Below are 15943 nucleotides of genomic sequence, written 5' to 3'. Positions count from 1 at the left end.
CATCCAGGTGATGGATCGTCAGACTAAGCGCGACATCCTGGCGCACAACAAATCGTGGCAGGCGAACTGTACGCCAAACGGCCTCATCTTCTCTAAAAGAGAAAAAATCTTGCAAGCAAGCGCTAGTAAACGATGCTGTTTGGGGCGTTTTGCTAATACTCAAATGATGAATCAGTAGGATTCCTTTCGTTGCATATGTAGAATGTATATTTGTGAGTGAGAGGAGTTCACATGACCAACATACAGAAAATTGCAAAAGTTTTAAAACTACTCAATCAGCATCATGCCAAGACTTCGGAATTTGTTGATGCTAGTTTGGTTTTTTTTGAAAAAATAATTGATGCGGCAGAAGAAATTAATAATAAAGATGCTGCCGTGAGAACACATGAAGAAAATGCTGTTTATACATTTGTATGGACGCTTATTCCTGAGATGAAAAAATGTCTAGCCCTGCACAATGAATATAATGAATCATTCAGGGATCAATATATTGATGCAATAAAATTACTTTCAAGTATCTCAGAGGCAAATAAAAATGCCTAATGATTTAGATAATGTTCTGAATGACATCAGGCGCTTGAGAAAAGAAAAGAATGAAAATGAATCATCTTTAGATCAAGTTGAGATTGATGCTAAACAGCAGCTTTTGAAAGATGGGAAAACGAGAAATACATTAACTCTTTCTTTTTTGCTTGGCTTTTTTGGTATGTTGATATTCTCTTGTTTATTTGTTTGGCTTTACAATTGGTCTGCAATAAATTGGGGTATTAAACTTAAGTTGGCGGGAATTACCACTGGGGCAAGTGAGATACACTTATTAGAGCTTGAGAAAATATTATCTATAATGATCGGGGCGCTTGGGACTTCGCTAGGTTTTATTATAGGTTATTATTTTAAGGATAAAAAATAAACAGCTTGGCTTTTACTGCAGCCGCCTCCGGGCGGTTTTTTTATTGCCATCACCATGGGTAGACTTATCGTAATGGCATATTGATGAAGAGGATGCTCCTTACAAAGACCACCCAGACGAACGCAGCTTATCTTGTAAGTACCAGAAAGACCTGGTCAATCTGTGGCTTAGTTTCGGCTTTGTGGCTGATTCTGGATTGTATCTGCCATCTCGTGATGAAAATAGAGCATGAAAAGTCTTATCTTGAGTAATCATAACCGCAGGGTTATTAAACCCACGATCATTGAATTGATCTGCCGTTAGGTCAATGATTGTTCCTGATAGCTCAAGCCAAGCATGGTTATTGTTATCACGAAGCCTTGCGTCATTTTTGATATATGACATGTATGTTCCAGAGCGATGTAATGCTATTTCGCCAAACTGTTCGTAAATCAAATAAGCAAGCAAATCAGTTGTTTCGCCACAACAACCAGTAGGGAAATCGCTCATTCCGAGACTTGTCTGCTCATCATGAACTCCTTCAGAGTTAGCCAACTCTAAAGCTTGTCTGACGTCGGAGCAGAATTTAATTAATTCATCTATTTTCATTTAGGAAACCTATGGCACTCAACGCAAAACAGGATATGTTTTGTCGCGAGTACCTCATCGATTTAAACGCTACGCAAGCGGCTATTCGGGCGGGGTACAGCGTCAAAACTGCAAACCGCATCGCCGCTCAGTTATTGTCAAAACTTGTCATCCAAAACAGGATCGTCGAACTCAAAACGAAGCGCAACGAAGATATCGGTATTGATGCTGATTATGTGCTCCGGCGCTTGATAGAGATCGACCAGATGGACGTTCTGGACATCCTTAACGACGACGGCAGCCTGAAGCCGATCACCTCGTGGCCTAAAGCCTGGCGAATTTCGCTAACCGGATTGGACATAAGCACCACAATCCAGAATTTCGACGAAGAAACGGCAGAGACCATCCTCAAGAAGATTAAATGGCCTGACAAGGTGAAGAACCTAGAACTGCTCGGCAAGCACGTTCGCGTGCAGGCGTTTAAAGAGCAGGTGGAGCAGAAAGTCACGGCCACCCACAGCATCATGCCGGTCCCATCGTGCGATAACGTTGATGAGTGGGAAGCGGCAGCGCAGAAGCAGCAGAGCGAGGTCCTTGGCGGATGAATTACAAAGCCGTATGGAAACCGCTCCCCGGCTCGCAATCCCTGTCGCTGAGCTGCCCTTGCAACGAAGTGCTCTATGAGGGAACGCGTGGGCCCGGTAAAACCGCCGCGCAGCTGGCGCGCTTTCGACGCCTAGTAGGTCTGGGCTATGGCTCGTTCTGGCGAGGCGTGATATTCGATACCGAGTATAAAAACCTCACCGACATCATCACCCAGTCAAAGCGTATGTATCGCCTGTTTAACGATGGTGCGCGCTATCTGGCGTCAGCATCTGAACTGCGCTGGGTGTGGCCGACTGGCGAAGAGCTGCTGTTCCGCTTCGGGAAAGAAGAGGGTGATTACTGGGACTATCACGGTCAGGAGTTTCCGTTCATCGGCTTCAACGAACTGACCAAGCAACAGTCGGCTGAGTTCTACGAAATGATGTTCTCATGCCGACGCTCCTCGTTCCGGCCAGAGAATTATCCGCGAGATGATGGGTCACTACTGAAGCCGATCCCGCTGGAGACATTCAGCACCACAAACCCGTTTGGTATCGGTCACACCTGGGTGAAGAAACGCTTCATCGAGCCAGCACCGCGCGGCACCATCATTCGCGAAACCCAGCGGGTATTTAACCCGCAGACCGAACGAGAAGAAGACGTGACGCTGACGCGCGTGGCGATTCACGGCTCGTTCAAAGAGAACCCGTATCTGGATCCGCAGTACATCGCAACGTTGATGGCTATCAAAGACCCGAACCGCCGTAAGGCGTGGGTCGAGGGTTCCTGGGACGTCACCAGCGGTGGGCGGTTTGACCACCTGTGGAATTTATCGCTGCACGTCATCAAGCCCTTCCGCATCCCGGATAGCTGGACGGTTGACCGCTCTCATGACTGGGGCGAGTCGAAACCCTTCTCAAACCTCTGGTGGGCGCGCACCGACGGCACTGCCGCCGAGCTGCCTGATGGTCGCCAGTTCTGCCCGCCTGCCGGGTCGCTGATTCTGATTGGTGAGTGGTACGGCTGTCCGCCGGACGAGCTGAACAAAGGCCTGAATATGTCATCCACCAACGTCGCCAAAGGCGTGGCGTGGGTCGATAAACGGCTGGTGGGTGAGGAACTGGCTGAACCCGAGGAGATAAAGCTCAACGGGGTGACGCTGGGGCAACTGAACATCATGCCCGGCATTTGCAAGAAGATTACACCTGGCCCGGCTGATGGCGCGATCTACAACACCGGAGATGATGAACTATCCATTGCCCAGAAGATGGAATCGCAGGGCGTTAAGTGGGTGCCATCCAATAAGAAGCCGGGATCGCGCGTGAACGGTGCAGCCCTGTTTGCTGACATGCTCGAGGCAGTCATTGAAGGTAAGAAACTGGAGTCAGGCATGCCTGAGAAACCAGCGTTCTACGTGTTTGACTACTGCCGGGGCTGGATAAGCCGTGTGCCGGTGCTCGTTCGCGACAGTAAGAACCCTGACGATGTAGACACCCAGCAGGAAGATCACGACTGGGACGGTACGCGATACGCCGTCCTGCATTCACCGCCGAAGAAAGTCGGCAAAGTCACCAGCCTGAGGCTCTAAACCCATGCCTGATATTTCAACCCCCAATCTGGACTATGGGAACATGGTTCACGCGTGGGATATCAACGATGCCCTGATGGGCGGCACGCTTTATATGCGCCAGCTCGGTGAGGCTTATATGCCGCGCTGGCCGAAGGAAGACAAAGAAGACTACAAAAATCGCGTGGCTGTGGCTACGCTGCTCCCGGGCTACGAAGAGACGATCAATCAGAACGTCGGGCGCGTATTCGCTGAGCCGATTCAGTTGGGTGAGAATGTGCCAGAACAGCTCCGTGAGTTCGCGAAGAACGTGGATCTGGAAGGAAGCCGCCTTGATGTGTGGGCGCAGGCGTTCTTTAGCCTGGCGATGCAATATGGCCTGTCCCATGCGCTGGTGGATTATCCCCGGGTGGACGCCGAACAGGTGAAAACCAAGGCTGATGAGAAAGCCACCGGCGCGCGGCCCTACGTCACCATGCTGAATCCCCGTCAGGTGATTGGCTGGAAGTCGAAGATGGTCGGCGGCAAGGTGCAGCTCACTGCGCTGCGTATCAAAGAGGTGGTGGTCGAAGACGGTGACGACTTCGGACAGACAAAGGTCGAGCAGATCCGCCTGCTGACGCCGGGAAGTGTTCAAATCTACCGTAAGTCCACAGGCACTGACGGCCAGGCGAACTGGTCGCTGCACGAAGAGTGGAAAACCTCCCGCAGGGACATCACGCTGGTCACGCTCTACACCAAGCGCACTGGCTTTATGTGCGGCTCACCGCCGTTGCTCAACATGGCGCTGCTGAACGTCAAACACTGGCAGAGTCAGAGTGAGCAGGACAACATTCTGCACGTTGCGCGCGTGCCGATCCTTACCGTGTTCGGGCTGGAGGAGGGGCAGGAGCTGGTGATTGGCTCTTCCTCTGCTGCATCCTTTACCGATAGACAAAAGCAGGGGCTTGAGTACGTCGAGCACACAGGCTCTTCAATCGGTGCTGGTAAAGACTCCCTGACCGACCTGGTGGAGCAGATGCGCCAGGCGGGGGCCAAGCTGCTGCGCACTGACAACACCTCGACCAAGTCTGTTGACCAGACATCGGAAGAGAAGATGCAGGAGCAGTCGCCGCTCTACACCATGGCAACCAGCCTCGAGGATGCGATCGACAACATCCTGCAAATCATGGCCGAGTACATCGGTGAGAAAGATGGCGGCAGCGTCGATGTCCGCACAGAGCTGGACGTCGAGTCGAAAGAGTTCAATCCTCCCGCTGCACTGGCTATTCAGTCGTTGCGCCAGGGTGGCGACCTCCGTCGTGTCGATGCGATTAAGGCGCTGCAGAAGCTCAACCTGATTGATGCAGACGCAGACCCGGAGAAGGTCTTAGACGAGTTGCTGGCCGAATCATCCTCTCTGGATAACAGAACGATAGACGAGGTGTGACATGGCGCGCTCCGTAAACGATCGCCTGCAGGACGAAACAATAGCGCACGGCCTGTATGTAACCCGCTACGGTAACGGCGTCGCCCGGCGCATGGTTTCGCTGCTGAGTAAGCTGGATGCAGATCTGGCGGCCCGGTTGCTGGTGCTGCTGGACGGTAAGCGTGCTGATACCTATAGCGCCCGCCGCCTGGCTTCACTGCTGGCTGGCGTGCGTGACCTGAACCAGCAGGCCTATGAACCGGTTAACGATGCGCTGGCGCGGGAACTGACGCGCTACGTTGACTATGAGGCCGGGTATCAGCTGGACCTGTTCAGCAGCATCATCCCCAGGCAGATCCTCAAGCATGTACCGCTCCAGAGCATTGCCCCTGAGCAGGTTTACGCCGCAGCTGTGGCGCAGCCCTTTCAGGGGCGGTTGCTGAAAGAGTGGGGTAAGAAGCTTGAATCGGATCGGCTGGACAAAATCACCAACGCCGTTCGCTCTGGTTTCCTGCAGGGTGAGACAGTCGAGCAGATTGTCAGGCGCGTGGCGGGTACGCCGCAGCGTAATCGCGAGGACGGGGTGATCAATACCTCTCGCCGTGACCTGGCTGTGGTGACGCGCACGGCGGTGAACCATATGGCCGCCTCGGCGCGTCAGGATTTCGCCCTGGCTAACAGCGATATCGTGAAAGCTAAACAGTGGTCATCCACGCTCGACACGCATACCAGCCAGTGGTGCATCATCCGTGACCGCAAACTCTACTCGCTCGATGGCAAACCGCTGGGGCATGTGGTGCCGTATCTGCGCGGACCCGGCAAGATTCACTTCTGCTGCCGCTCCGGCGAAATCCTGCTAACGAAGTCGTGGGAGGAATTGCAGATAGCATCAGGCGAGCTGAGCAGCGCTACACGCGCCTCAATGGACGGGCAGGTGCCAGCGCATACCAGTTATGCCGAGTGGCTTGCCCGGCAACCATACGCGCGGCAGGAGCAGGTGCTGGGCGTTACCCGCGCGCAGATGCTGCGTGACGGCAAAATCACGGTGCCGGAGATGTTCAACGATGCCGGGGAGTTCCTGACCCTGGACGAACTGCGCCGCGTGGATGCGTCGGCGTTCGAGTAACACAAACATAATCAACATCAGGCTGCCTTCGGGTGGCTTTTTTTATGCCTGCCGCTGAGCGGATGCGACGCGGTGACCGGGTCGGATGACCTATTACCAATGGCCGGAAGGCTGGAGCAAAACAATGAAACTCAAACTCGATGCTAACGGACATGTGGTCGTTGAAAACGGTATGCCTGTGTACGTCCATGATGACGGCAAAGATATCCCGTTCGACGCGGTTGCAGCGATGACCAAAATCACTTCCCTGAACGGCGAGGCCAAAACTCACCGTGAGGCGAAGGAGGTGGCGGAAGCCGGTCTCGCGAAATTCGCTGGCATCACCGACCCGACCAAGGCGCTCGAAGCTCTGGATATGATGACCAAAATCGACCAGAAGAAGCTGCTCGATGCTGGTGCCGTTGACCAGGTAAAGGCTGAGATCACCAAGGTGTTCCAGCAGCAGCTGGACGAAGCGAACGGCAAGAGCCAGACGCTGGAGACCCAGCTTTATAACGAGATGATCGGCGGTCGCTTCGGTGGCTCGAAGTTCATCTCCGAGAAGATGGCGATCCCTGCTGAGTTTGTACGTTCCCACTTCGGGCAGAACTTCAAAATCGAAGACGGCAAGGTCGTGGCATACGACGGTCAGGGCAACAAGGTGTTCTCCCGCACCAAGCCCGGCGAACTGGCTGGCTTCGATGAAGCGCTGGAATCTCTGGTCGAGTTGCATCCGCAGAAAGACTACATCCTCAAAGCGTCCGGAACCACTGGTGGGGACTCTCGTCAGTCTCAACATCAGGCCGGGCAAAAAACCATGAAACGCGGTGCGTTTGATTCCCTGGATAACGCTGGCAAGCAAGCAGCGCTGAAAGACGGCGTCAGCATCGTCGATTAAATCGAAAGGAGCCATAAATGGCAGGCAATACCCTTACTGGTCTTATCCCGACCATCTATACCGCGCTGGACGTAGTATCCCGTGAGCAAACCGGCTTTATCCCTGCAGTTTCGCGTGACACTAAGGCTGATGCAGCAGCTAAAGACCAGACTGTACGCGCGCCAGTCGCGCCTGCGGCTACCACTGAAGACATTGTCCCTGGAACAACCGCGCCTAATAGTGGTGACCAGACGATCGGTGGTGTAGACGTCAAAATCACCAAATCCAAAATGGCACCGGTCAAATGGAATGGTGAAGAGCAGCTGGCGCTTGGCCCGTCTGGTACCTACAACACCATCCTCGCTGACCAGTTCAAACAGGCATTCCGCGCGCTGGCCAACGAAGTAGACGCCGACCTGTCTGCATTGTTCTTCAACTCCTCCCGCGCAGTTGGCGCGCCGAAGGACACTCCGTTCAGCATCAAAGACGATCTCTCTGACGCTTCACTGGCACGTCAGATTCTGACCGATAACGGTGCGCCAACTACCGACATGCGCATGGTGCTGGGCGGCGAAGCGATGGCCTCCATTCGTGGCAAGCAGTCTGTGCTGTTCAAAGCGAACGAAGCTGGTACCGATCAGTTGCTGCGCGAAGGTGTAATCGGTCGCATCATGGGCTTCAACCTCCATGAGTCATTCAGCATCAAGCGCACCGCGAAAAGCACCGCGGCTGGCTATAAGGTCAACGGTGCCAAGAAAGAGGGCGACATCATCATCGCTATCTCTGCGGGAACCGGTGGTATCGCTGTTGGTACTGCGGTGAAGTTTGACGGTGACGACAGCCAGTATCTGGTTGTAGCTGCAACATCTTCCAGCATCACCATTAGTGCGCCAGGTCTGCTTCAGGATCTCGCTGACCAGACCGCCGTTACTGTGGTGAGCGGATTCGTGCCGAACATGGTATTTGACCGCGGCTCATTCCTGCTGGCCAGCCGCACCCCGGCGATGCCCGAAGGTGGTGATACCGCAGATGACGTCATGAACGTGACTGACCCGGTATCCGGCATCACCTTCCAGGTGGCGCTGTACCGTCAGTACCGTCAGGTGCGTTATGAAGTTGGACTGGCGTGGGGTGTGGCATCCGTGGCATCTCGTCACGCTGCGGTCATCATGGGTTAACCCTGGGGGCTTCGGCCCCTTTGTTTTTCAGGAGGCCCAATGGCCGGATTAACCAAAGAGCAGCGCGCACAGCGCGAGGCTGAGAAGAATGCGGGTGACCTGGTAGTGATGGTACGCGATGCACCAGAGTTTCCTGGTGGCCCGCTGAGCGCTGACGTTCACCCTGACGAAGTGGATAACTGGCTGGCGCTGGACTGGCGTCTGGAGGACTGACCATGCTGGTTGCCGATCCCCATTCGCCTGACTTCAACACCTACGCCAGCGTTATCGACCTGCGGGCATTCGCTACCGGGCGCGGTTACACCGTTCCTGCCGATGACGGCGAGTGCGGCCAGATGCTGGTTCAAGCCATGGACTATCTGGAAGGGCAGCAGTGGCGCGGCCAGCGCTCCAGCACATCGCAGCCGCTATCGTGGCCACGCTCCGGCGTTCGCTTCGATGGTGTTGACCTGCCGGGTGATTCTATCCCGCAGCGCCTGGTTGATGCGCAATGCCGCCTGGCTATCGAATCGCAGGAGATTGACCTCACGCCGTCGGTCGCTGGTGGTGGTGCGGTAACCATGGAGCGCGTCGAGGGGGCTGTAACTGTTCAGTACGAGCCTGGAACCAACAAGGCTTCGCCGTCATTCCCCTGGTTCTTTTCCTCGCTTCGCGGCTTGGTGGTGGGCGGCAATCAGATCCGCATCGAAAGGGGATGATATGGCAATCGACTACCGCCGCATGCGCGCGACCGCGACACGGCTGCTGACCGAGAACGGGAAGACTTACCAGTTGACCCGTGGCGGCGGCACTATCCGCGACCAGTTCGGGAAAGAGGTCACCACCCCGGCAACCACAGCGACCGTCACCGGCGTTATCACCGAATATTCCTCCCGCGAGGTCGACGGCTCCCTGATCGCCACTGGCGATAAGAAGCTGGCTGCCACTTTCGAGACGGAAGTACGTATCGATGACCGCATCGAGATCGACGGCAAGAAGTGGCGCGTGGTGCAGCCGAACCCGGTTAAGCCCGCTGATGTGCTTATCTCCTACAACATCCAGCTGAGGGCGTAACCATGGCCAGCACAGCTAATCAGCCGTTCCTGGCTGCCATTCAGTTGTTTGTCGATAGCTCTAAGCAGGAGATGGACGAGGTAGTGCGCCGGACGGGTATCAAAATTCTGGCGCAGCTGGTCGATATGTCGCCCATTGGGCAGCCGGATAAGTGGGAGGTAAACCAGACTGCGGTGGCCTATAACGCTGCAGTGCGTGACCACAATGCTGCGCTCCGTAATGACCCAGCCAACGTCACAAAGGCGGGATATCTGAAACGCGGACGAGCGGTCAACGACTCGATGGACATCAAAAAACCAGAGGGGTACGTCGGCGGGCGCTTCAAAAACAACTGGTACGTCGGCCTCGACAGCCAGCCAACCCAGTCTAACGACACGCCGGACGCATCGGGGCAGGGCTCGAACTCCCGAGGCATGGCGGTGCTGGAGGTGTTCCGGGTAGGTCAAGTCAACTCGATTTATTTCACCAATAACATGCCTTATGCGGTAGAGCTGGAGAACGGGCATTCCGGTCAGGCACCCGGTGGCATGGTGGGCATCACTGCGCTGGACGCCGCGCAGCTGTTCCGTGAGGCAATGAGTGAGGTGCGCAATGGCCGGTGACCAGTCAATGCGGATCGCTGAGCTGCTGGAAAGCCGGATCTCGGTTATCGGTTCTTCACTGGGCCTGCCGATAGCCTGGCCGAATATCGCGTTTACTCCCCCGGATAATGCGCCATACGGGCGCGTTTATGTCCTACCCGCCCAAACGGTGGGACAGGACCTTGAGGGTCAGATGCGCACCTATCAGGGCATCCTGCAGTTCAACATCATCGCGCCTGCCGGTAGTGGCGTGACTCAGGCCAGAGGGCTGGCAAAGTCTTTCGCTGACGCCTTTCCTGAAGGGCTGCCGCTGGTGGATGGTGACCTGACCGTGTACATCAACGGGCCGCCGCAGGTGCGATCGCCAATACAGGATCGCCCGACGTCAGCACCAAACGGCAGTAGCGGCTCCATCACTTACACCACCCCCGTCAGCATGCAGTACCGCGCTGATTACTGACCCGCCAAACGGCGGGTTTTTTATTACCTAAATTCAGGAGAATGCAATGGCATTCGCAATCCCTAACGGGTCGCGTGTAAACGTGGCCAAGGCCTATCTTGCGCCGATTACCTTCACTGCGGCTTCCAATGCGACGGAATGCGAACTGACCGTTGCCTCGGCTGCTGGCATTCTCGCAGGTGATGTTGTCCAGGTGAACTCTGGCTGGCTGAAGCTCGACAGCATGGTGCTGCGTGTTAAGTCCGTTACCGGCACTAAAATCGTGCTGGAAGCGTTCGATACTACCGACACTACCAAATTCCCGGCGGGCACCGGCGCAGGCACTCTGCGTAAAATCGACTCGTGGATCACCATGCCGCAGGTGATGACGCTCTCTACTGAAGGCGGTGACCAGCAGACCATCAGCATTCAGTTCCTGGAGGATGATAAGGCCCGTACCATCCCGACGTTCAAAAACGCCGTGGTGCAGGTCTATACCTTCGCGCACGATCCGCTGCTTGCTATCTACAAACGCCTGATTGAGCTGGATGAATCGAGCGATACCACGGCAATCTGGTTCAACAACAAACGTGGTAAGGCAGACCGTTACTATTCTGCCAAGGTGTCTTTCCAGAAGGTGCCTAAGACCGAAATCAACGCCGTGGAAAGCAACGAAGCGCGCATGAACTTCGAATCGGATATGCAGATTTACCCGATCGTTGACGCCTCCGCTACGCCGCTGGCGTTCCTGACCAACCTGCCGGGTACGAAGTCTGCAGCTGTTGGCTCGGCGCTGGATTTGGCTGTGGTCATGCAGGGCGGCTCCGCACCATACACCTACGCGTGGAAGAAGGGCGGCACGGCTATTCCTGGCAAAACTGCTTCGACGTTCAACATCCCGTCTGTTGCCTCTGGCGATGCGGGTTCGTTCACCTGCGAAGTCACCGACGCTGCAGGCAAAACCCTGTCCTCTGCTGCGTGCGCCGTCACCGTCAGCTAACCAACCAGGCCCGGTTCGCCGGGCTGAAAGTACGCAGCAAAAAATATTCTCTTTTCAAAGTACAAAGTCCGTTTACTGGCCTCGCTAACGCGAGGCTTTTTCATTTGTGTCGAGAGTACCGCTGGCGAGTTTTCTGTATTCGCTGCGGGAAATTTTAAAGACTGATGTAAACGCGCACCGCAAGCGCACATTAAACACCGAACCAAGCCCTTTGGAATGAGCCGTTGAGGATGTCAGTTAGTGCTGGCGAGCCTCGGTGGGCTGACTTCCTATGCGGCAACGGTTCATTACCAAAGAGCAGGAAAACGTATGAAATCTTTAACTCTGTTTAATCAGCCTGTCCGTGTTGGCGATGACGGTATGATCTGTCTCACCGATATGTGGAAAGCCAGTGGGAAAAGCGATTCTGAGTCCCCGTACCATTATCTGCGGAACAAGCAGACCAAAGAGTTCTTGGCTGAGCTGAAGAAAAACCACGAATCTGTGGTTTTCACTGAGCGAGGTGCTCGTGGTGGGACTTATGGCGGAAAGTTTGTTGCTTATGATTACGCAGCTTGGCTGAATCCTGGTTTCAAGTATGCGGCTTATAAAGTTCTGGATGACTATTTCACTGGAGAGTTGCAATACCGCAATAGCTTGAGCGCGCAACTCAACATGAAATGCCATGAGTTTGATCAGCAGAAGGACATGGCGAGCTTCTGCGGGCAAGGGCTTGCAGCTTGGAGATATACCAAGCCAGAGTTACTGGCGGAGATTAATGCACTGGCTAACCAATTGCAGATATCGCTCCCCGGTATACAGGCATAACAGCATATTTACTTTGACCCGCTCCGGCGGGTTTCTTTTTTCTAAGGAACCACAATGGCCCAATTCTCCCTGATCCCAAACCCAACGTTCTCCGCTACCGCCAGCATCCCGCGTGCGGGCGCTGACGACGGCAAACTGACCTTTACCTTCCGCCATAAGACGCTCGAAGAGCTGCGCGCCATGGACGAGCAACTGCACAAAAAGGCCGAGGGCAAAAAGGCCCCTATCGAACCACAGGCTGATTACCTGATGGAAATCGTTGAAGGCTGGGCGCTGCCGGATGACTTCAACCGCGATAACGTGATCGTCCTGCTGAAGAACTACCCGCGCGCATTCGACAGTATCGGCCTGGCCTATACCAAAGAGCTGATGGGCATCCGCGAAAAAAACTGAGGCAGGTCGCCGCAGCGATGTATACACCGGGACCGACGCTCGCGGAGTTAGCCGCTTTTGGTTTAACGCCTGAGGACGTGGAGGAAGAGGTGGGGATCCTGCCATCCATATGGGAGGCCTTTACCGTCTTCTCCGCGCTGGCGACTCAATGGCGCGTCGGCGCGAGTGGTGCGACCGGTCTTGATTACAACGTTCTCCCCTGGGTGTTTGAGTTGCACGGGGTTGAGGATGCGGCGGCCTGCATGGCTGATATTCGAATCATGGAAAGCGAGGCTCTCAAAGTGATGCATAAGGAGACGGCCTGATGAGTGACCAAATCGCCTCGATCACATTGCGCGCTGACGTATCCGATCTGAAAACAGCCAGCAATGAACTGGATAAACTCGGGCAGGCGGCGGCAGGCGCTGTCGATAAAGCCGATGACCTGAACAGCGTATTTCGCGCTGGCGCTGAGTCTGCAAAGAAGGGTAGTGAGGGGCTCAAAGAGCAACAGACCGCGCTCAAAGGGTTGCTGGAGAATATCGATCCAGTAAACAAGGCGCTGAACCGGCTGGATGAGCAGCAGGCCGCGCTGCGTAACTTCCAGGCGAAGGGCTTTCTGGATACCGACTCGTTCCAGGCTTACAACAAGATTCTGGAGGATACCCGGCTAAAACTAACTGACACCGGAGAAGCGGCGGCGCGTGCCCAGACTGAGCTCGCAGCCACCCAGGCAGCTGAGAAGCAATCAGCCGCGCTCAAGAACCTGCTGGGCTCCATCGACCCGACGATCCGCGCATTCAGCTCGCTGGATGAGCAGCATGCACAGCTGGTGGCGCACTTCGAGTCAGGACGCATCAATAGCGCGCAGTTCGAGCACTTCAACAGCATCCTCAACCAGACGCGTGAGCGCCTTTCTGGTGTCGCTGACGTATTGCCTGAGGCTCTGTCCCGGCAGGAGGCTGCCGCCCGGCGCGCAGGTATTTCTGTTGGCCAGTACAGCCAGGCCATGCGCACGCTGCCCGCGCAGTTCACTGATATCGCTACGCAGCTGGCTGGTGGGCAATCTCCGTTCCTGATTCTGCTCCAGCAGGGCGGGCAGATTAAAGACCAGTTTGGGGGTGTAAAGGGGGCGGTTACTGGCGTAGGTGATTACCTACGGACCATGATTAGCTTCGTTAACCCGCTTACCATTGGTATAGCATCGCTGGCCGTAGGTGCTGGGGCTCTGGCCATGGCCTGGTATAAGGGAAGCCAGGAGGCGAGTGAATTTAATCGCCAGCTACTGCTGACCGGGAACTACACAGGGAAAACATCCGCTGATCTTGCCAATATGGCTGAACGCATTGGCGGAAGTGCGGGTAAAATTTCTGCTGCTGCGCAGGCCATTGCTGCCGCTCTGGGCACCGGCGCGTTTAAGGGGAATGCTCTTGAGTCGGTTGCCGCCTCTGCCGTAGCAATGCAGAGCACCACTGGGCAGGCGATCGATAAAACTATCGCGGATTTTAAGCGACTCGCTGATGATCCCGTAAAAGCCTCAATCGCACTGAATGAGCAATATCACTATCTGACCGCAACCATTTACGATCAGATTGTTGCCCTGCAAAAGCAAGGGGATGCGACTGGTGCGGCGAAACTGGCTATCGATACCTACGCCAATACCATGAAGAGCCGCACCACCCAGATTAAGGAAAATCTGGGGGATATTGAGCGACTGTGGAAAGCGATTAAGGACTCTGCTGCATCAGCCTGGGATCAAATGCTCAACGTGGGCCGCCAGGTTACGCCAGAGGACACACTGAAGGGGCTTAAAGAGCGCCTGAAGGCGCAGCAGGAAACGCTAAATACACTGCAGAACAGCGCTGCAGCAAGCCCCGACTACGGGTTTGGACGGCAAAGCGCCAACTTCCAGGATGCTGCCGCCGCTCAGCGCCGCAAAGATCAGGAAGTGTTAGTCGCTTCGACTAGGTCGCAAATCAGCGCCTTAGAGAAGACCCTGGCCTTGGAGAGTGATATTTCCGCCGCCAAAGGCAAGGCTGCCGAGGATAATCAGCGCGACCTTGAGGCATCACAGCGTCGCAATGCGAACCTCGAGCAGTATGAAACCAACGCCATGAAACGGGCTGCGGAACTTAAAAAGCTCGCGGCAGACAGGTCGAGGTACTCTCAAGCTGATTATCAGATGGTGAAGGCTGGCATCGAGAAGCGATACGCTGATGCCAAAATCCCTAAAACCCCGGCTACCAAAGTTGATACTGGCACGCGCAGCCTCGACAGCACCAATGCCGAAACCCTCTCATTGCAGGCACAGCTGAAGACGCTACAAGACCATCGCGACCTTAACGATGTAATTAGCCAGCAGCGCAAGCAGCAATGGGAGCTGATATCGAAATTCAGCATCCTGGACGAGGCATCCAAGGCTCGAGCATTATCCAAAGATGAGCAATCCCTGCTGTCTACCAAAGACCGCGTGCTTGCTCAGGCCGAAGTTAACGCTGGTCTTGGTGATCAGATTGCCATTCAGGAGCGCCTGAACCGCTTGCAGGACAGCTCTCAGAAATACGTTACCCAAATGTCAGAGAAAACAGCCGCTCTCAGGGATAGCGCTGGGTTGAGTGGCAGGCAGGCGCAGCGGCTGCGGGAAGAGGCGCAGCTCCGCCAAGGATGGCTGAACGGCGGCGGCAAGCTCGAAGACGCTGGCTATGAGAAGGAGCTTAAAGCGCTTCGCAATTACTACGCCGAAGAAGACAGGTTGCGTGGTGACTGGAAGGCTGGCGCATTAAGCGGGTGGAATGAATATCTGGAGGCTGCAACTGACACCTACAGTGCGGTGAAAAGCGTTGCGGGTTCTGCGCTCACCGGACTGTCTGACATGCTGACCGATCTCATGATGACCGGTAAGGCGTCTATAAAGGCGTTTGGTATGTCGATGCTGAAGATGATTGCCGAAGTCGTAAATAGGTTAATGGTGGCTTATGCGGTGCAGGCAGCAATGGGTTGGATCAGTGGCGGTGCGTCTGGCGGCGGCTCCACACCTGGTGGTGCATATAACAACGCGGCTTCTGGCATCGCGTTCAATGCCAAGGGCGGCGTTTATGAATCGCAGGGGCTGAGCCATTATGTGAATGGTGTTTACGATTCTCCTCAGTATTTCACATTCCAGGGGGCATCTAAGTTTGCCAAGGGTGGTGTTTTTGCTGAGGCTGGAGCCGAAGCCATCATGCCTCTAACCCGCGATTCTGCTGGGCGTTTGGGGGTGAGGGCGCAGGGAGGCGGCGGTGTAGCCCCGGTAATTAACACCACCATAAATGTGGATGCTGGCGGCTCTGCAACTGCCCACACCTCCAGCTCCGGCGATGCAATGGGGCGCGTGCTTGCGGCCGAAATGCAAAATGCTGCGCTTCAGGTGGTACAAAAACACCTTAAACCTGGCGGCATGATCTACAACTTCACCAAAGGCGGATAGTGTTTGCCTCATCCCCTGGTTATCATGC

General features: G+C 55.1%; 19 protein-coding genes. 18 read left to right on the top strand and 1 reads right to left on the bottom strand.

Annotation, left to right across the window (positions count from 1 at the left end; genetic code table 11):
- The first annotated feature begins 231 nt into the window (after nucleotides 1-231).
- Complete coding sequence (locus M8014_RS17345; protein WP_271283633.1) at nucleotides 232-543, top strand: hypothetical protein; 312 nt, start codon at nucleotides 232-234, stop codon at nucleotides 541-543.
- On the top strand, nucleotides 536-910 hold the full coding sequence (locus M8014_RS17340) for a hypothetical protein (protein ID WP_271283632.1): 375 nt from the start codon (nucleotides 536-538) through the stop codon (nucleotides 908-910). Before M8014_RS17345 ends, M8014_RS17340 begins: the two co-directional genes overlap by 8 nt.
- Before the next feature lie 99 nt (nucleotides 911-1009).
- Here M8014_RS17340 and M8014_RS17335 read toward each other — a convergent pair whose 3' ends face one another.
- Nucleotides 1010-1498, bottom strand: coding sequence for a hypothetical protein (locus tag M8014_RS17335; RefSeq protein WP_271283631.1), 489 nt, complete (start codon nucleotides 1496-1498; stop codon nucleotides 1010-1012).
- A gap of 11 nt (nucleotides 1499-1509) precedes the next feature.
- On the opposite strand from M8014_RS17335, the gene M8014_RS17330 reads away from it, so the two are divergent.
- The 16 genes from M8014_RS17330 (at nucleotide 1510) to M8014_RS17255 (ending at nucleotide 15915) form a co-directional block, all read left to right on the top strand.
- On the top strand, nucleotides 1510-2082 hold the full coding sequence (locus M8014_RS17330) for a terminase small subunit (RefSeq protein ID WP_271283630.1): 573 nt from the start codon (nucleotides 1510-1512) through the stop codon (nucleotides 2080-2082).
- On the top strand, nucleotides 2079-3650 hold the full coding sequence (locus M8014_RS17325; protein WP_271283629.1) for a terminase: 1572 nt from the start codon (nucleotides 2079-2081) through the stop codon (nucleotides 3648-3650). The genes M8014_RS17330 and M8014_RS17325 overlap by 4 nt, the downstream gene beginning before the upstream one ends.
- A gap of 4 nt (nucleotides 3651-3654) precedes the next feature.
- On the top strand, nucleotides 3655-5058 hold the full coding sequence (locus M8014_RS17320) for a DUF4055 domain-containing protein (RefSeq protein WP_271283628.1): 1404 nt from the start codon (nucleotides 3655-3657) through the stop codon (nucleotides 5056-5058).
- Nucleotide 5059: 1 nt separating this feature from the next.
- On the top strand, nucleotides 5060-6163 hold the full coding sequence (locus M8014_RS17315; RefSeq protein WP_271283627.1) for a structural protein: 1104 nt from the start codon (nucleotides 5060-5062) through the stop codon (nucleotides 6161-6163).
- Nucleotides 6164-6287: 124 nt separating this feature from the next.
- The gene (locus M8014_RS17310) at nucleotides 6288-7040 is read left to right on the top strand and encodes a DUF6651 domain-containing protein (RefSeq protein ID WP_271283626.1); all 753 of its coding nucleotides are present in this window, start codon (nucleotides 6288-6290) and stop codon (nucleotides 7038-7040) included.
- Nucleotides 7041-7057: 17 nt separating this feature from the next.
- Nucleotides 7058-8197, top strand: coding sequence for a major capsid protein (locus tag M8014_RS17305; RefSeq protein WP_271283625.1), 1140 nt, complete (start codon nucleotides 7058-7060; stop codon nucleotides 8195-8197).
- A 39-nt stretch (nucleotides 8198-8236) separates the two neighbouring features.
- The gene (locus tag M8014_RS17300) at nucleotides 8237-8410 is read left to right on the top strand and encodes a hypothetical protein (protein WP_271283624.1); all 174 of its coding nucleotides are present in this window, start codon (nucleotides 8237-8239) and stop codon (nucleotides 8408-8410) included.
- A 2-nt stretch (nucleotides 8411-8412) separates the two neighbouring features.
- Nucleotides 8413-8895 carry a DnaT-like ssDNA-binding protein gene (locus tag M8014_RS17295; protein ID WP_271283623.1) on the top strand — a complete coding sequence of 161 codons (483 nt, stop codon included), beginning with the start codon at nucleotides 8413-8415 and terminating at the stop codon, nucleotides 8893-8895.
- Between the two features lies 1 nt (nucleotide 8896).
- On the top strand, nucleotides 8897-9250 hold the full coding sequence (locus M8014_RS17290; RefSeq protein ID WP_271283622.1) for a hypothetical protein: 354 nt from the start codon (nucleotides 8897-8899) through the stop codon (nucleotides 9248-9250).
- A gap of 2 nt (nucleotides 9251-9252) precedes the next feature.
- A complete protein-coding gene (locus M8014_RS17285) occupies nucleotides 9253-9852 on the top strand; it encodes a hypothetical protein (RefSeq protein ID WP_271283621.1) in 600 nt (199 codons plus the stop codon).
- On the top strand, nucleotides 9842-10291 hold the full coding sequence (locus tag M8014_RS17280; protein WP_271283620.1) for a phage tail terminator-like protein: 450 nt from the start codon (nucleotides 9842-9844) through the stop codon (nucleotides 10289-10291). The genes M8014_RS17285 and M8014_RS17280 overlap by 11 nt, the downstream gene beginning before the upstream one ends.
- A 46-nt stretch (nucleotides 10292-10337) precedes the next feature.
- Nucleotides 10338-11270, top strand: coding sequence for a phage tail tube protein (locus tag M8014_RS17275; protein ID WP_271283619.1), 933 nt, complete (start codon nucleotides 10338-10340; stop codon nucleotides 11268-11270).
- A 309-nt stretch (nucleotides 11271-11579) separates the two neighbouring features.
- Nucleotides 11580-12077: a KilA-N domain-containing protein gene (locus tag M8014_RS17270; protein ID WP_271283618.1), complete on the top strand. Its 498-nt coding sequence runs from the start codon at nucleotides 11580-11582 to the stop codon at nucleotides 12075-12077.
- A gap of 54 nt (nucleotides 12078-12131) precedes the next feature.
- Nucleotides 12132-12470 (top strand): phage tail assembly chaperone, encoded by a 339-nt coding sequence (locus M8014_RS17265; RefSeq protein ID WP_271283617.1) that lies wholly within the window; start codon nucleotides 12132-12134, stop codon nucleotides 12468-12470.
- 17 nt (nucleotides 12471-12487) lie between these two features.
- Nucleotides 12488-12775: a DUF1799 domain-containing protein gene (locus M8014_RS17260; RefSeq protein WP_271283616.1), complete on the top strand. Its 288-nt coding sequence runs from the start codon at nucleotides 12488-12490 to the stop codon at nucleotides 12773-12775.
- Nucleotides 12775-15915 carry a phage tail tape measure protein gene (locus M8014_RS17255; protein WP_271283615.1) on the top strand — a complete coding sequence of 1047 codons (3141 nt, stop codon included), beginning with the start codon at nucleotides 12775-12777 and terminating at the stop codon, nucleotides 15913-15915. Before M8014_RS17260 ends, M8014_RS17255 begins: the two co-directional genes overlap by 1 nt.
- Nucleotides 15916-15943 lie beyond the last annotated feature (28 nt).

Origin of the sequence: Silvania hatchlandensis, assembly GCF_025564065.1 — a bacterium.
In the GTDB taxonomy this organism is placed as follows: Bacteria; Pseudomonadota; Gammaproteobacteria; order Enterobacterales; family Enterobacteriaceae; genus Enterobacter; species Enterobacter hatchlandensis.
The sequence above is the reverse complement of the archived record's forward strand: the minus strand, read 5'-3'. Positions and strand labels throughout refer to the sequence as shown.

Excerpts from the sequence above, each read along its gene's own strand:
- M8014_RS17345 (WP_271283633.1), top strand. The coding sequence starts at position 232 with ATGACCAACATACAGAAAATTGCAAAAGTTTTAAAACTACTCAATCAG.
- M8014_RS17340 (WP_271283632.1), top strand. The coding sequence starts at position 536 with ATGCCTAATGATTTAGATAATGTTCTGAATGACATCAGGCGCTTGAGA.
- M8014_RS17335 (WP_271283631.1), bottom strand. The coding sequence starts at position 1,498 with ATGAAAATAGATGAATTAATTAAATTCTGCTCCGACGTCAGACAAGCT.
- M8014_RS17330 (WP_271283630.1), top strand. The coding sequence starts at position 1,510 with ATGGCACTCAACGCAAAACAGGATATGTTTTGTCGCGAGTACCTCATC.
- M8014_RS17325 (WP_271283629.1), top strand. The coding sequence starts at position 2,079 with ATGAATTACAAAGCCGTATGGAAACCGCTCCCCGGCTCGCAATCCCTG.
- M8014_RS17320 (WP_271283628.1), top strand. The coding sequence starts at position 3,655 with ATGCCTGATATTTCAACCCCCAATCTGGACTATGGGAACATGGTTCAC.
- M8014_RS17315 (WP_271283627.1), top strand. The coding sequence starts at position 5,060 with ATGGCGCGCTCCGTAAACGATCGCCTGCAGGACGAAACAATAGCGCAC.
- M8014_RS17310 (WP_271283626.1), top strand. The coding sequence starts at position 6,288 with ATGAAACTCAAACTCGATGCTAACGGACATGTGGTCGTTGAAAACGGT.
- M8014_RS17305 (WP_271283625.1), top strand. The coding sequence starts at position 7,058 with ATGGCAGGCAATACCCTTACTGGTCTTATCCCGACCATCTATACCGCG.
- M8014_RS17300 (WP_271283624.1), top strand. The coding sequence starts at position 8,237 with ATGGCCGGATTAACCAAAGAGCAGCGCGCACAGCGCGAGGCTGAGAAG.
- M8014_RS17295 (WP_271283623.1), top strand. The coding sequence starts at position 8,413 with ATGCTGGTTGCCGATCCCCATTCGCCTGACTTCAACACCTACGCCAGC.
- M8014_RS17290 (WP_271283622.1), top strand. The coding sequence starts at position 8,897 with ATGGCAATCGACTACCGCCGCATGCGCGCGACCGCGACACGGCTGCTG.
- M8014_RS17285 (WP_271283621.1), top strand. The coding sequence starts at position 9,253 with ATGGCCAGCACAGCTAATCAGCCGTTCCTGGCTGCCATTCAGTTGTTT.
- M8014_RS17280 (WP_271283620.1), top strand. The coding sequence starts at position 9,842 with ATGGCCGGTGACCAGTCAATGCGGATCGCTGAGCTGCTGGAAAGCCGG.
- M8014_RS17275 (WP_271283619.1), top strand. The coding sequence starts at position 10,338 with ATGGCATTCGCAATCCCTAACGGGTCGCGTGTAAACGTGGCCAAGGCC.
- M8014_RS17270 (WP_271283618.1), top strand. The coding sequence starts at position 11,580 with ATGAAATCTTTAACTCTGTTTAATCAGCCTGTCCGTGTTGGCGATGAC.
- M8014_RS17265 (WP_271283617.1), top strand. The coding sequence starts at position 12,132 with ATGGCCCAATTCTCCCTGATCCCAAACCCAACGTTCTCCGCTACCGCC.
- M8014_RS17260 (WP_271283616.1), top strand. The coding sequence starts at position 12,488 with ATGTATACACCGGGACCGACGCTCGCGGAGTTAGCCGCTTTTGGTTTA.
- M8014_RS17255 (WP_271283615.1), top strand. The coding sequence starts at position 12,775 with ATGAGTGACCAAATCGCCTCGATCACATTGCGCGCTGACGTATCCGAT.